13 protein-coding genes and 1 tRNA gene are annotated in these 13,176 nt (G+C 63.8%); 7 read left to right on the top strand and 7 right to left on the bottom strand.

Going from position 1 to position 13,176, the window contains the following annotated elements; genetic code table 11:
- The first annotated feature begins 27 nt into the window (after window positions 1-27).
- The 3 genes from ACHMWQ_RS14460 (at window position 28) to ACHMWQ_RS14470 (ending at window position 2,380) form a co-directional block, all read left to right on the top strand.
- A complete protein-coding gene (locus ACHMWQ_RS14460; RefSeq protein ID WP_396307989.1) occupies window positions 28-903 on the top strand; it encodes a MurR/RpiR family transcriptional regulator in 876 nt (291 codons plus the stop codon).
- Entirely contained in the window at window positions 900-1,793 is an 894-nt protein-coding gene (locus ACHMWQ_RS14465) for a ribokinase (protein ID WP_396307990.1), read from the top strand. Before ACHMWQ_RS14460 ends, ACHMWQ_RS14465 begins: the two co-directional genes overlap by 4 nt.
- A gap of 158 nt (window positions 1,794-1,951) precedes the next feature.
- Window positions 1,952-2,380, top strand: coding sequence for a YbaN family protein (locus ACHMWQ_RS14470; protein ID WP_396307991.1), 429 nt, complete (start codon window positions 1,952-1,954; stop codon window positions 2,378-2,380).
- A gap of 46 nt (window positions 2,381-2,426) precedes the next feature.
- Here the strand turns inward: ACHMWQ_RS14470 and ACHMWQ_RS14475 are convergent, their stop codons facing one another.
- The 5 genes from ACHMWQ_RS14475 to ACHMWQ_RS14495 all read right to left on the bottom strand — a co-directional run bounded on the left by ACHMWQ_RS14475 (window position 2,427) and on the right by ACHMWQ_RS14495 (window position 9,643).
- On the bottom strand, window positions 2,427-4,247 hold the full coding sequence (locus ACHMWQ_RS14475; protein WP_396307992.1) for an ABC transporter ATP-binding protein: 1,821 nt from the start codon (window positions 4,245-4,247) through the stop codon (window positions 2,427-2,429).
- 479 nt (window positions 4,248-4,726) lie between these two features.
- A complete protein-coding gene (locus tag ACHMWQ_RS14480) occupies window positions 4,727-5,623 on the bottom strand; it encodes a DUF1214 domain-containing protein (protein WP_396307993.1) in 897 nt (298 codons plus the stop codon).
- A 387-nt stretch (window positions 5,624-6,010) separates the two neighbouring features.
- The gene (locus ACHMWQ_RS14485) at window positions 6,011-7,054 is read right to left on the bottom strand and encodes a Gfo/Idh/MocA family oxidoreductase (RefSeq protein WP_354549000.1); all 1,044 of its coding nucleotides are present in this window, start codon (window positions 7,052-7,054) and stop codon (window positions 6,011-6,013) included.
- 161 nt (window positions 7,055-7,215) lie between these two features.
- Window positions 7,216-8,004, bottom strand: a complete 789-nt coding sequence (locus tag ACHMWQ_RS14490; protein WP_396307994.1) for a ThuA domain-containing protein — start codon at window positions 8,002-8,004, stop codon at window positions 7,216-7,218.
- A gap of 211 nt (window positions 8,005-8,215) precedes the next feature.
- On the bottom strand, window positions 8,216-9,643 hold the full coding sequence (locus tag ACHMWQ_RS14495; RefSeq protein WP_396307995.1) for a DHA2 family efflux MFS transporter permease subunit: 1,428 nt from the start codon (window positions 9,641-9,643) through the stop codon (window positions 8,216-8,218).
- A gap of 158 nt (window positions 9,644-9,801) precedes the next feature.
- Between ACHMWQ_RS14495 and ACHMWQ_RS14500 the strand changes: the two genes are divergently transcribed.
- Both ACHMWQ_RS14500 and ACHMWQ_RS14505 read left to right on the top strand, forming a co-directional pair.
- Window positions 9,802-9,876, top strand: a tRNA-Val gene (locus tag ACHMWQ_RS14500).
- Window positions 9,877-10,397: 521 nt separating this feature from the next.
- The gene (locus ACHMWQ_RS14505; RefSeq protein ID WP_396307996.1) at window positions 10,398-11,129 is read left to right on the top strand and encodes an outer membrane protein; all 732 of its coding nucleotides are present in this window, start codon (window positions 10,398-10,400) and stop codon (window positions 11,127-11,129) included.
- Between the two features lie 327 nt (window positions 11,130-11,456).
- Here the strand turns inward: ACHMWQ_RS14505 and ACHMWQ_RS14510 are convergent, their stop codons facing one another.
- A complete protein-coding gene (locus ACHMWQ_RS14510) occupies window positions 11,457-11,621 on the bottom strand; it encodes a hypothetical protein (protein ID WP_354549005.1) in 165 nt (54 codons plus the stop codon).
- A 260-nt stretch (window positions 11,622-11,881) separates the two neighbouring features.
- Here ACHMWQ_RS14510 and ACHMWQ_RS14515 point away from each other — a divergent pair, with 260 nt between their 5' ends.
- Both ACHMWQ_RS14515 and ACHMWQ_RS14520 read left to right on the top strand, forming a co-directional pair.
- On the top strand, window positions 11,882-12,064 hold the full coding sequence (locus ACHMWQ_RS14515; protein WP_354549007.1) for a hypothetical protein: 183 nt from the start codon (window positions 11,882-11,884) through the stop codon (window positions 12,062-12,064).
- 17 nt (window positions 12,065-12,081) lie between these two features.
- Window positions 12,082-12,288, top strand: coding sequence for a cold-shock protein (locus ACHMWQ_RS14520; protein WP_018184614.1), 207 nt, complete (start codon window positions 12,082-12,084; stop codon window positions 12,286-12,288).
- 205 nt (window positions 12,289-12,493) lie between these two features.
- Here the strand turns inward: ACHMWQ_RS14520 and ACHMWQ_RS14525 are convergent, their stop codons facing one another.
- Window positions 12,494-13,075, bottom strand: a complete 582-nt coding sequence (locus tag ACHMWQ_RS14525; protein WP_396307997.1) for a hypothetical protein — start codon at window positions 13,073-13,075, stop codon at window positions 12,494-12,496.
- Window positions 13,076-13,176 lie beyond the last annotated feature (101 nt).

Genomic DNA, 13,176 nt, shown 5'->3' on the forward strand with positions numbered 1-13,176 from the left:
GACTTCCGGCCGCTTGAGAGGTCCCGCATGGTCCCCGAAGACGCCAATCCCAGTTCCATCGGCCCGCGCATCCGCATGATGCTGCCGTCGCTGACACCGCGCGAGTCGCATGTCGTGGAGGCGGTGCTGGCGATGCGCGATTTCGGCGTGGAGACGCCGCTGAAGCGGATCGCGGCCGGGACGGGGGTCTCGGAGGCGATGGTGGTCAAGATCACCAAGAAGCTGGGGTTCGACGGCTATCGCGGCTTCCGCGCGGCGCTGGCGCAATATAATCGGCTGCCGGCCGCCGGCATGCATCAGGACCTCTCGCCGGAGGATACGTCGCGCGAAATCATCCAGAAGGTGTTCCGCACCTCGATCCACGCGCTCGAGGAGACACTGGCGATCCTCGACGTCGAGGCCTTCGACCGCGCGGTGGATGCGATCCATGGGGCGCAGCAGCGGGATCTCTACGGCGTCGGCGGATCGGCGCAGATCGCGCGCGATGTCGGCCACAAATTCCTCCGCATCGGCCTGCGCGCCAGCGTGCAGGACGACGCGCACATGATGGCGATGTCGGCCTCGCTGCTTGGACCCGGCGATATCGCAATCGGCTTCTCGCATTCCGGCAATACCAGCGCGGTGATCGAGGCGATCCAGCTGGCGCGGCGCAATGGCGCGCGGACGCTGGCGATCACGAACTACGATCGCTCGCCGCTGGCCCAGCAGGCGGAAATCGTGCTCTGCTCGACGGCGCAGGGATCGCCGCTGATGGGCGAGAACGCGGCGGCGCGTATCGCCCAGCTCAACATTCTCGACGCCGTGTTCGTGGCGGTCGCACAGCGCGACTACGCGCGGGCGGAGCGCAATCTCGACAAGACCATGTCGGCCGTTGCCGCCAACCGAAGAGACAAGACTTTATGAGCGAGAGCGCCCGCACCGTCATCGTCTTTGGCAGCCTGCATTACGACGTGATCGTTCGCGGACCCGCCCGCCCGCGCAAGGGCGAGACAATCACAGGCCAATCCTGGCAGCCGAAATGCGGCGGCAAGGGTGGCAACCAGGCGGTGGCTGTCTCCCATGCCGGCGCGCACAGCGCGATGGTCGGCGCGGTGGCGGAGGACGATTTCGGCCGGACGCTGCTGCACAACCTCGACCAGCAGGGTGTCGACCGCCGATTCGTCCGCGTCCTGCCCGGCGGCTCCACCGGCATGAGCGTCGCGATCTTCGACGGCGAGGGCGATTATGGCGCGGTAATCGTCTCCGGCGCAAATCTCACGCTTTCCGAGAAGGACGTGCAGGCGGCGGCCGAGCTGTTTGCGTCTGCGCCGATCCTGGTGCTGCAAAACGAGGTGCCGGACAGCGCCAATGTCGCGGCGGCAAACGCGGCGAAGCATTCCGGCGGGCTGGTGATCCTGAACGCGGCGCCGGCGCGCATGCCTTCCGAAGCGCTGGCCGCGAAGGTCGACATCATCGTCGTCAACGCGATTGAGGCGGAACTGCTGGCCGGCGTGCCGGTGGTGGAGAGCCTGGAGGGTGCGCTGGCGGCCGCCCGCATCCTGTCGCGGCGCTATCCGACGGCGGTCGTCACGGCCGGCGGGGAGGGCGTTGCCTGCGTGACGGCGGCGGGCGAGGAAATCGCGATTCCGGCGATCCCGGTCAAGCTGGTCAGTACGCATGGTGCGGGAGACGCCTTCATCGGCATGCTGGCCGCCAGCCTCGCCAGGGGCAGCGCCCTGGCGGAGGCGCTCGCCAACGCCAATCGCGCCGCGGCCGAACTGGTCAGCCGCCCGGCTCCGGAACCGACTGTCTAGAGGCCTCACTTTCGCTTCGCCCACCGTTGCAAGGATGGCGCTTGCGGCGTTCAACGGGAGGGGGCTCTTGCCTGGCTGCGCAACGCGTGCCATTCGCCGGGCAGGGCCGGCGGTGGAAGTCGACCTTGCGAACCCGATGAACCGGAGGCAATTCCAAAGTGGAGCCGGAGCAACGCGCCGGAACGAGAACCCGTTCGGCCCTGAATGTCGGCCGGCGCGCGGGCTATGTCGTGCTGGGTTTCGTCTTTCTGGCGCTCGCCATCATCGGTGCGCTTCTGCCCATCATGCCGACGACTGTCTTCCTGATCCTCGCCGCGTGGAGTTTCGGCCGGTCGTCGCCGCGGCTGGAAGCATGGATGCTCAATCATCCGCGCTTCGGCCCGGTATTGCGCGCCTGGCGGGAGCAGGGCGCCATCCCGCGCAGGGCGAAATGGTTGGCCTGCGGCGGCATGGCAATCGGCTATGCGGTGTTCTGGTGGACGGCGCAGCCGGCCTGGTGGCTCGCCGCGCTCGTTGCGGTCGGAATGCTCGCCTGCGCGCTGTGGATCGTCACGCGGCCGGAGCCCCGGCAGAAGGTGCTCCCGTAGAGAAGGGGGCTTTGGGCCGACCGCAAGCCGGCCCAAAGCGTTCTCGTCAGGCCGCGAGGCCTCGGGTCAGGTCCATCGCCTGCCGTTCGAACAGCTTGCGATAGATGCCGTCCTCGATGCGGACCAGCGCCTCATGCGTGCCCTCTTCCGCGATCTGGCCACGGTCGAAGACCAGCAGGCGGTCGAGCGCGCGCACCGTCGACAGGCGGTGGGCGATGACGATCGCGGTGCGGCCTTCCATCAGCCGCTCCATCGCCTCCTGGATCAGCGCCTCCGATTCCGAATCGAGGCTCGAGGTTGCCTCGTCCAGGATCAGGATCGGCGCATCGGCCAGGAAGGCGCGGGCCAACGCCACGCGCTGGCGCTCGCCGCCCGAGAGCTTGACGCCGCGTTCGCCGACCAGCGTCGAATAAGCCTGCGGCAGCCTCTCGATGAAATCATGCGCATTGGCGAGCTTCGCCGCCGCGATGATCTCGGCCATCGACGCGCCGGGGCGCGCATAGGCGATGTTCTCGGCCAGCGAGCGGTGGAACAGGATCGGCTCCTGCTGCACGATCGCGATCTCGCCCCGCAGCGACGACTGCGTGACATGGGCGATATCCTGCCCGTCGATCACGATGCGGCCATCCGTGACGTCGTAGAGACGCTGGATCAGCTTGACGAAGGTCGTCTTGCCGGAGCCGGAATGGCCGACCAGGCCGATCTTCTCGCCCGCTCGGATCGTGACGTCAAAGTCCTTGTAAAGCGGCGTGTTATGGCCGGCATAGTGGAACGTGACGCCCTCGAAGCGGATCTCGCCCGCGCCGACAACCATCGGCACGGCGTCGGCCTTGTCCTCGATGCCAAGCGGCTGCGCGTGCAGGGCCACCAGTTCTTCCATGTCGTTGACCGAGCGCTGCAGGTTGCGGATATGCACCCCGACATCGCGCAGGTAGCCCTGCAGCAGGAAGAACGCCGTCAGCACGAAGGTGACGTCGCCCGGCGTCGCCTGGCCATGCCACCAGAGCAGCAGGACGGTGCCGATGATAGCGCCGCGCAACAACACCAGCAGAATGCCCTGTGCCGTGCCGTTATTGGTGCCGCGGATCCAGGTGCGCGACGTGCGCGAACGCCATTTGGCGACGACACGCGACAGCCGCGTGTCCTCCCGGTCCTCGGCGCCGAACGCCTTCACCACCGCGTTGCAGGATACCGCGTCGGCGAGTGCGCCGCCTAGCTTGGTATCCCACTGGTTGGCGAGGCTCGCCGCCGGCGCGACATAGAACAGCGACAGCGAGACCGTCATGGCGATGTAGAGCACCGAGCCGATCGCGATGATCAGGCCCATGACCGGCCAGTAGGAGCCGAGCAGGATGGTGGTGCCGACGAGCATGGCGATCGAGGGCAGCAGGGCCAGCAGCAGCGTGTCGTTCAGCAGGTCGAGCGCCCACATGCCGCGAGTGATCTTGCGCACGGTCGAGCCGGCAAACGCATTGGCATGCCAGTTGGTGGAGAAGCGCTGGACGCGGTGGAACGCATCGCCCGCAATGTCCGTCATCATGTTCAGCGTCAGCCGGATGATGGCGAGGAAGGCGCAATGGCGAAGCGCCATCATCCCGACGCCGAGCGCCATCAGCGCGCCAAACGCATGCAACGCCGCCGAAAGGGCTTCGTCACGGTCCTGGATGCCACCGGCGATCGCATCGACGAGACGGCCGGCATAAAGCGGCAGCAGCACATCGGCCATGGTGGAGACGAGGATGGTGAGCCCGATGCCGACGATCAGCAAAGGCTGCTTGCGCCAATGGGCGAAGGTGAAGCCAAGCACGTTGGAGAAGGCATCGGCCCGCCATCGGATGCGAAAGCGGGGGAATCTGTATCGAGTCATGATGACAATCCGGACGCGTCGATGACGCCGATCCGGTCCCGAAAAGTGAGAAAGAGGACTGCGAGCGACGCGCAATCGATGCGCGGACGGCTCACGGTGAAACAGTTTGAGTATCGAGAAGCGGGATCTCAAGAAGCCACGGAATGAGACCGAGGCGATGTCCGCTGAACGTCCGAACTAGCGGCGGGGAAAACCCGAAGCCGGCTTAACCGGGGCGACGACCATATGCAGCGATGCCATGCAAATCCCCCCGTGTTCGGAGTTGAAGGAAGCGTTTTTTATAGCTGCGACATTTGGGATTGCAAGCCCGGGGCGCTCGGTTTGCGGGCCGCGTGTCGTCGCCGCAACACACAACCGGGCGGGTTTCGCGCGAAAAGGAAGCCCAAAATGCGATCGGCCCGGGCAAAGCCGGGCCGATTTCTAACATTTTCGTCGATTTTCGGCGGATTGGCCGAGCGTCGCGTGCTGGCGGCGGAAGATCAGTTCCGGGGGATCGCGGCCGGGAAGGTCCACTCGCCGGAAAGGATCGGCTGCTCCGGACGATAGAGCCGCGCCGTATAGTTCCAGCCGTCGACGATCGGCAGGCAGTTGGCGATCTTGCCGTCGCAGTCGCCGAGCTGGATCGTCACCGAGCCGTCGTCGTTCTTCTTCGCTGTGATGTTGTTGATCGAGTAGGCGTTGTGCTCGTTCTTTTCGAAGAAGCCCTGCTTGTTGTAGACCGAGATGGACCAGAAATCCTTCACCGGCACGTCCTTCGGCACCTGGATGGTGTAGACCGTCTTGCCGTCGTTCTTCTCCGGCGTGAAGCTCTGGTAGTTGGCTTCGCTGTCGGGAAGCCCGCCCCAACCGGCGGCCGTGCCGATCAGGTGCTGGACGGGATCGACCTGATCCCGCGTGCCGAAGGCGCCGTGGAACGAGGGCTGGTGCCGTGCCAGCACGAGCAGACCGTTGCGGATATCGGTGAGGCTGTCCTGATCCCAGTCCGGAAGCTCGAGCTTCCCGGCGTCCTTCTGGCTGACCGCGATGGAGTCCTGCAGCTTGTGGACCTGCTCGAGATCCGCGGGATCGTTGGGATCGACCAGCGTCCGGATCGCCACGAAGGCATAGCGGGTGCCAAGCTTTTCCTGGCTCAGCGTGACCGACTCGTTGCCGTGGGCGACGATCGGGACGTAGTGGTCCTGGTCGACGACCATCATCGACATGTAGCGCTTGCCGGAATCCGGCAGCGAAATGGAGACCGGGCCGCCGGCGAGATCAAACACCGCGAACGAATAGAGCGTGTCGCGGTTCATGCGGATGACGGTCTGGTTGTCGATCGAAGCGGGCGCGCGGGAGTGCTGGAACTTGCCCAACCCGCCGACGACCTTCGCGTTCATCGCGAGGTAATTGTCGGTCTCTGCCCGGACGAAGTTTTCCGTTGTGACGGGAGCCTTGCTGTTGGATCCCTCAGCGAATGCGCTGCCCGTCAGGGCAACGGACGCAAGCAAAAGACCCAATCCAACCGAGCGAAACATAGACATACCCCTTGATTCCAGACTGCGCTGCGCAGTCGCGGAGGACGATTTCACAGGCTTCGGTGGCGTTCAACCCAAATGGCACGCCAGCCCGAACCGTCCACCAAGAGTAAGCCCGCCGAATGACTGAGATAATACGCTAGGTACAATTCGTACGCGCCGGGAGAAATTCTATGGGGCAAACATGTTCCAGAACGCACTCGGCCCGGACATGCCGGGCCGAGGTACTGTTGGGCAGCGAAGGCGGGATCAGCCGATCTTCTTGCGCACGACGTCCTGGTCGAAGCACATGTCCAGGATGCGCTGGATCTCGGCGGCGCGGCGGAAGCTCGGGTCGCCATTGATGCCCGTGTTACAGGCCTGCACGAAGCGCTCATAGGTCGTGACAACAGGCGGGCACTCGACCGGCTTCCAGGTCTGCGTCTCGATATCGGGGCCGACGCAGATTTCCAGCGACGACGTGCGGCCGTCGGTCATCACCTTCAGCGCGCCTTCGGTGCCGAACAGCTGCAGCGTCAGGTCGTTGGCATGGCCGGTGGCGAAGCGCGTCGCGGTGATGGTGCCGATCGCGCCATTGGCGAATTCGGCCATCATGATCGCCGAGTCGTTGGCGTCGAGCTTGTATTCGCCGATCTGGTCGCCTTCCGCCTTGTGGAAGGTCTTCAGGCGGCTGTCGACCGTGGTGATGTCGCTATCGGCGCCGAACGAGGCGAAGTCGACGATATGCACGCCGATATCGCCCAGCACGCCCTTGGAGCCGTGCTCTTCCGACAGGCGCCAAAGCCAGCGCGATTCCGTGCGCCAGTCGCCCCACTGCTTGCCGACCAGCCAGCTCTGCAGATAGGACGCCTCGACATGGCGGATCGAGCCGATCCGGCCGGCCGCGACCAGCTCGCGCGCCTTCTGCAGCGCGGGCGAGTTGCGGTAGGTGAGGTTCACCATGTTGATGACGCCCTTCGCCTCGGCCTCCTCGGCCATGACCAGCGCGTGCGGGTAGTCGGTCGCGAGCGGCTTCTCGCAGAAGACATGCTTGCCGGCGGCGAGCAGCTTCATCGTCGTGTCGTAGTGGACGGCGTCCGGCGTCACATTGGCGGCGGCGTCGAACTGGCCCCATTCAATCGCCGCATCGAGATCGGCGAACAAGTTGGTGATGCCGTGCTTCTTGCCGAAGGCGGTGCGGCGCGTGGCGTCGGTCTCGACGGCGGCGACGACGGTGGCGCCTGGGGCCGCCTTGAAGGCGATGGCATGGCTTTCGGCCATGCTGCCGGTTCCCAGGATAAGGATCTTGACCATGCGTTTCACTCTTGGGTGGCGGGCTTGGGTGACGGGAGCATGTCCCGAAAGGGTGGACTGTCTTTCACCTCTCCGGGGGGAGAGGCTGGTCGCGAAGCCGGTGGGTGAGGGCGGGGCGCGGTGGAATGCGCCCCAGCCCGCCGCTTCGCGTTTGGCGAGGCTTAGTGGAAGCCTTCCTCGCCATGCTTGTGCAGCGTCTCGCCCTTGATGGTGAGCGGGCCGTTCGGGGCCTTGTCGGCCGGCGTATTCGGCGCCTTCTCGATGCCGGCCCAGGCCGGAGCGGGGTTGTAGGCCCACTTGGCGGCGTTCTTCAGCACCTGCTTGACGTCGGGATTGTAATAGATCGGGTAGGTCTCGTGGCCGGGCGAGAAATAGAACACCTTGCCGCCGCCGCGCTGCCAGGTCAGGCCCGAGCGGAAGACTTCGCCGCCTTCATACCAGGTGACGAACACCGTCTCCTGCGGCTCGGGAACCGTGAAGGGCTCGCCATACATCTCGGTCTGCTCGATCTCGAAATAATCGGACAGGCCCTGGGCGATCTGGTGGTTGCGGTTGATGACCCAGACGCGCTCGAGCTCGCCGGCCTCGCGCCACTTGAGCGAGCAGGGGGTGCCCATCAGGCGCTTGAAGATCTTCGAGAAGTGGCCGGAATGCAGGACGATGAGGCCCATGCCTTCCCAGACGCGCTGGGCGACCCGCTCGACGACGGCGTCGGAGACCTCGCCATGCGCCTTGTGGCCCCACCAGATCAGCACGTCCGTCTCGGCCAGGCGCTGCTCGGTCAGGCCGTGTTCCGGCTCCTGCAGCATCGCGGTCGAAACCTCGATGACGGGATCCTCGTCCAGGCCCTTGGCGATCGTGGTGTGCATGCCTTCCGGATAGATCTTCCGGACGACTTCATTCTCTTGCTCGTGGACGTTTTCGCCCCAGACAACAACGCGGATCGTCATGACCTTGGTCTCCCTAGACGGTTCCTGTCGCGCGACCTTGCCGGCCCCGCCAGATCGGTAATGCTCGCTTCGGGTGACCCGGGTGTGAAAGCCGGGGAGTCGGATCCACCCAAAGCGCTTTGGATCGTAAACCAGCCCACCTTATCGTGCATCCCCGGCGACGCAATATCCACCGGCCGTGGCAGATGTGTCGCAGGCAGCGGAGCTGGAATCACTGGGTACGGCCGGTGAGATCGTCGCCGGCGTCGCGCGGCAGGCGGGCGCAGACGAAGGCGGCGAGCAGCGACACGCTGGTCACCGTGAGGAAGGCGGCGGAGAAATCGGCCATTACCGGCGTGTCCCGTCCGGAGAGCGCGACGGCGACATGCAGCACGCTTGCCGAGACGCAGATCCCCAGGGACAGCATCATCTGCTGCATGGTCGTATAGAAGCTGGTCGCAGCGCTCATGCGGTCGCGCTCGACCTCGGCATAGGCGATCGTGTTGTAGGCGGTGAACTGCAGCGATTGCGAAAAGCCGCCGATCAGCAGCACGAGATAGACGGCCGCGGTCGGCCAGTCGGGTCGGAAGGTCGCGTAGATCGCCAGGAAGGCGCTGGCGATGACGCTGTTCCATATCAGCGTGTTGCGGAAGCCGAAGCGGCGCAGGATCGGGGCCGCGGAAGCCTTCATCGCCATGGCGCCGGCCGCCGAGACGAAGGTTACCAGCCCGCTATGGGCGGCGGACATGCCGAAGCCCAGCTGCATCATCATCGGCAGCAGGAAGGGCATGGCGCCGGCGGTGATCCGCGCCAGGCCGCCGGCAACGACCGACAGGCGGAACGTCTTCAGCCGCATCAGCGACAGGTCGAGGATCGGCGCCGCATGCCGTCGGGCATGCGCGATATAAAGCGCGCCGGTGACGAGGCCGACCGCGAGCAGGACCAGCGCCGTGCGCGGTGAAGCCGCGCCGCGGCCGCCCGTCTCGAAGGCAAAAAGCAGCGAGGCGAGCGCGGTGCCGGACAGCAGCAGCCCCAGCCCATCGAACGGCCGGCGGATCTCTTCGCGGATGTCGTCGATATAGTGGCTGGCGAGCGCGATGCCGATCACACCGAGCGGCAGGTTCACATAGAAGATCCAGCGCCAGTCGAGATAGGTGACGATGAAGCCGCCAACCATCGGCCCGATCACCGGGCCGATCAGCGCCGGCACCATCACCCAGGCCATGGCGGAGACGAAATCGGCGCGCGGCACGCTTTTCAGAATCACCAGCCGCCCGACGGGCACCATCATCGCGCCGCCCAGCCCCTGCAGCACGCGGGCAAACACCAGGAAGGGCAGGTTGTGCGCCTGGGCGCAGAGCAGCGATCCCGCCATGAAGATGGCGATCGCCGCACAGAAGACGTTGCGCGCGCCAAACCGGTCGGCGATCCAGCCGCTCGCCGGGATGAACACGGCAAGGCTGAGCAGATAGCCGGTCAGCGCCACGCTCATGTCGAGCGGCGACACGCCGAAACTCTTTGACATGGTGGGCAGGGCGGTGGCCAGAACGGTGGCGTCGAGCTGCTCCATGAACAGCGCGCTGGCGACGATGAGGGCGGTGATTCGATAGGCGGGGGCGGCGGGGGACGCGCCGGCGCCGAGGACGGAGTCGCTTGGCATGAGATACATTTCGTAAGGTGGGCTTTCTATTTGGCCGAGGAAGCCGGAAAGCGCAATTCACAATCCCGTGGTATATCCCGCCGGCGCGGCTTGACTTCATCCGCCGCGGCAATCTATATCCGGCCACCTTCACCGGAGCAGTTTGCTGCCCGGCGGCAGGGCGGTTAGCTCAGCGGGAGAGCATTCGCTTCACACGCGAAGGGTCACTGGTTCAATCCCAGTACCGCCCACCATTTTCCACTCGACTCGATACTCGCGACATGGACCGTGCCCAGGCTCCCCTGGCACCCCGCAGTTCAACTCGCGCCCCAATGGAAAGGCCGCCCGGTTCTCGAGCCCGGCGGCGCTGGTCCCCGCGCGCCCTGCTCCTCTTGGTAATGCACGACAGGGTTGCAGATTTTGTTCGCTCTTGGCGCAGCCTTCCCGAGAGGTCGCTGGAGGGGTTGGGTCAAGACGGCTCCTATTGTTTGTTGTACAAGAAAGTATCTAAGTTTCTAAGTGAGTTGAAGTAAGACATTCCTTTTAGAAATGTACGTTAGGTACATTTCTAACCTTTTGGACTGCAAGCAAATGCGCAGTAATCTGTATTTTAGCCGATATCTATGCTTTTCATATCTGGATTTTCACTAAAAGTTAAAAGTTAATGACAAATAAGATTCCATAACAAAGCATCGTTGTTGCTTTATGCCATGGACCCGCACGTTGGGGCTGTGCTACCAACCAAATCACTACCTACCGATTTGGAGTGATTTGCATGAAATTCCGGCTCGCTGCTGCCTTGTTTGCCATGGGTTTGTCGACCGCTGGCGCGGCCGACCTGACCTATGAACCCGCTCCGGTTGCACCGGCGATCGAGGCGTTCAACTGGACTGGCTTCTATGTGGGTGTTCATGGCGGCTATGGCTGGGGCCATACCCAGGACACGCATAACCCGAACGCATTCGGCCAGACGCTGACCGGCGGCTTCGGTGGCGCCCAGATTGGCTACAACTACCAGCTCCAGAACAACATCGTGCTGGGTGCCGAGGCGGATGTCGCCTATAGCGGCGTCGGCAAGGACTGGGGTGGTTCGAACCAGTTCGACCCCTATTACGGCGAGGACAAGATCGACTGGTCCGGCACGATTCGGGCGCGCGTCGGCTATTCGGCCGATCGCTTCCTGCCCTACATCACCGGTGGTCTGGCTTGGGCGAATGTCGACCACAAGCTCGGTTGTGACGCCAATCGCGTTGCTGTGACCATTGGCGGCTGCAAGGCTCCCTTCGAGACCTCGAAGTCCGACACGGCCTGGGGCTGGACGGTCGGCGCCGGCGTCGAATACGCTGTCACCAACAACGTGACCGTCAAGGCCGAGTACCTCTACACGGACCTCGGCAAGAACGACGTCACCCTGGTCGACGTGAACTATCCGACCAACCCGGTCAACAACCGCGAATTCGACACCTCGTACAATTCGGTCAAGCTGGGTCTGAACTACAAGTTCTGATCCACGGATCTCTGAACGAGCCGGAGGAAGGCCCCGTCACCTGTGGCGGGGCCTTTTTCATGGGATGTCCAGGGTCTGGAAGGTCAGGCAGGTCAGGCAGGGAGGCGGGCTAGGCGAATCCAGCCGCGACGCGGTGCTACGCGCATCCTCTGGGTATCGGCAGGGCTGGTCTTGGGCCTGGGTCCGAGGCGGTTAGTCCGCCCGTCTTGCTACCCGCCGGGCCATAGCATGGTGGCTGTGCCTCTATCGCGGGGCAAATGGGGCGTGATCGGCCGGAGCTGAGTCCGGCCTTTGGCGGTGCGTTCGCGCCGTGGGAGAGGTGGCGGGCTAGACTTCCTCAAGCATCAGATGGAGCTGGCTTTGTTCAGCCACGCGCTCATGCTTCTCGAGTTCGCTCTTGATCCGGTACTGCAGCCGTCCGCCGGATTCGGGGAGGGCGGCGACGATGACATAGATGCCGGGAGCCGAGCTGAAAATCTTGCTCCGGTCCATCGTTACCCGCTGTCCAACTTTATATGAATGTGCCATCCGGAAATTGTAGCAGAAATTCGCTGTCAAGAGTCGGTCTTTTATGAGGCTATTTTTACAGCTGATCAATTTGCCGCCTGGGGAAGATCGATAGGCCGATCTGGCTCATTTGAAAAAGACTTGAGGAATAATTTGCATTCACCGTTTCCTTCGACTAGGGTGACTTATCCCAGCCGAACAGAGCGGGAGTTCGACAGGCGCATTCGTCAATGCAGCGGTCGTCCATGAACGAAGCGGACGGATGTACTCCGTTTCATTTTTTCCCTGATCTCCTGACGATTGATCAGATGCTCTGGTTGGGTTTGCGAACCGGATCGGTGAATGTCGTCGAGCGCCTCAAGGGCTGCCGGTGTGTTCCCGATCTTGTTCGCTTCGAAGGCGCGCTGGCATGGTGCTGGCGTGAATGACTAAGGTAGTTTTCTAAATGGCCGATATTGGCACCGTTAAGTTCTTCGATTCCACGCGCGGCTTCGGCTTCATTGCGCCTGACGCCGGTGGTCCGGACGTCTTCGTGCATGTGACTGCTCTCGAAGCGGCCGGCATGCGCTCGCTCAATGAAGGCCAGAAGGTTTCCTTCGACGTCATCAGCGATCGCGGCAAGACCAAGGCTTCGAATCTCGCTGCTGTCTGAGCCTCGCGCACAGACCTGAAATCGAAGAGCCCGGCTTCGCGCCGGGCTTTTTTGCGTCTGGATTCCTGCGTGCGTCGCTTCGCAGGAAGGCTGGACCCAACTACTCCAGTATCCCGACGCGCTGGCTCGCAGCCCTGGTCCGCTGCTGGCGGTTGTGCGCGGCAATGGCTTTCTGCCGGCGGTAGGCAGCCCATTTCATGAGCCCCTAGAGTGGGATGGTCAATTGTTCCTCGCCCGCCTTGCGCGGCACGATGCGGACGTCCATCGCCTTGATTTCCTCGTAGCGCTTCATTTCGCGCGCATAGGGGCGCCAGTCGTAGAGCAGAAGCTCCGCCGGGCGCCACAGACCGACCCAGCCGGCGATGATGAAGCCTTCGCCGAACAAGCGGCCGACGGCGTGGCGGGTGAAAATCACTTCCTCGAACAGCAGCGACAGCGCCAGGCAGATGGCCCAGAACACCAGGCCGATGCGCAGCGCCTTGCGGCCCTCCAGCCAGGTCTCGCGCTTCTTCTGCACGGCGAGGCGGATCTGCGCGTTGCAGTAATTGGTGATGGCGGTGCGGACCCGGGCGGGCAGGTCGGGCGTGATCATCGCCTCCGGCAGGTGGATGACGATGCTGCCAATGCCCTTCTGACTGCTCGGGCGCGCGTTCATCGTGTCGATCAGTTGATCGATTCCCGAGGCCTCGATGTTCTCGCCGAGGAATGGGTCCACTTCCGGCGTCTGGAAGAAATTATGGATGTCGCTCAGATAGAGATCGACGGTCTCGTCAGACGGGCTGGTCATCGCGACGTGGCTCGTTTTGAAAGGGAAGCGCCTGCAAACAACAATGGCCGGCCCCATCGGGACCGGCCATGATTTAGAGCACGTCGATGCGCGCCGGCCTA

The sequence above is a fragment of the Kaistia sp. UC242_56 genome (assembly GCF_044452255.1).
Taxonomy (GTDB): domain Bacteria; phylum Pseudomonadota; class Alphaproteobacteria; order Rhizobiales; family Kaistiaceae; genus Kaistia; species Kaistia defluvii_A.

Coding starts and splice junctions, on each gene's coding strand:
- ACHMWQ_RS14465 (WP_396307990.1), top strand. CDS start 900: ATGAGCGAGAGCGCCCGCACCGTCATCGTCTTTGGCAGCCTGCATTAC.
- ACHMWQ_RS14510 (WP_354549005.1), bottom strand. CDS start 11,621: ATGGACCGGAGCAAGATTTTCAGCTCGGCTCCCGGCATCTATGTCATC.
- ACHMWQ_RS14490 (WP_396307994.1), bottom strand. CDS start 8,004: ATGACGATCCGCGTTGTTGTCTGGGGCGAAAACGTCCACGAGCAAGAG.
- ACHMWQ_RS14480 (WP_396307993.1), bottom strand. CDS start 5,623: ATGAACGCGAAGGTCGTCGGCGGGTTGGGCAAGTTCCAGCACTCCCGC.
- ACHMWQ_RS14485 (WP_354549000.1), bottom strand. CDS start 7,054: ATGGTCAAGATCCTTATCCTGGGAACCGGCAGCATGGCCGAAAGCCAT.
- ACHMWQ_RS14460 (WP_396307989.1), top strand. CDS start 28: ATGGTCCCCGAAGACGCCAATCCCAGTTCCATCGGCCCGCGCATCCGC.
- ACHMWQ_RS14495 (WP_396307995.1), bottom strand. CDS start 9,643: ATGCCAAGCGACTCCGTCCTCGGCGCCGGCGCGTCCCCCGCCGCCCCC.
- ACHMWQ_RS14505 (WP_396307996.1), top strand. CDS start 10,398: ATGAAATTCCGGCTCGCTGCTGCCTTGTTTGCCATGGGTTTGTCGACC.
- ACHMWQ_RS14475 (WP_396307992.1), bottom strand. CDS start 4,247: ATGACTCGATACAGATTCCCCCGCTTTCGCATCCGATGGCGGGCCGAT.
- ACHMWQ_RS14515 (WP_354549007.1), top strand. CDS start 11,882: ATGAACGAAGCGGACGGATGTACTCCGTTTCATTTTTTCCCTGATCTC.
- ACHMWQ_RS14525 (WP_396307997.1), bottom strand. CDS start 13,075: ATGACCAGCCCGTCTGACGAGACCGTCGATCTCTATCTGAGCGACATC.
- ACHMWQ_RS14520 (WP_018184614.1), top strand. CDS start 12,082: ATGGCCGATATTGGCACCGTTAAGTTCTTCGATTCCACGCGCGGCTTC.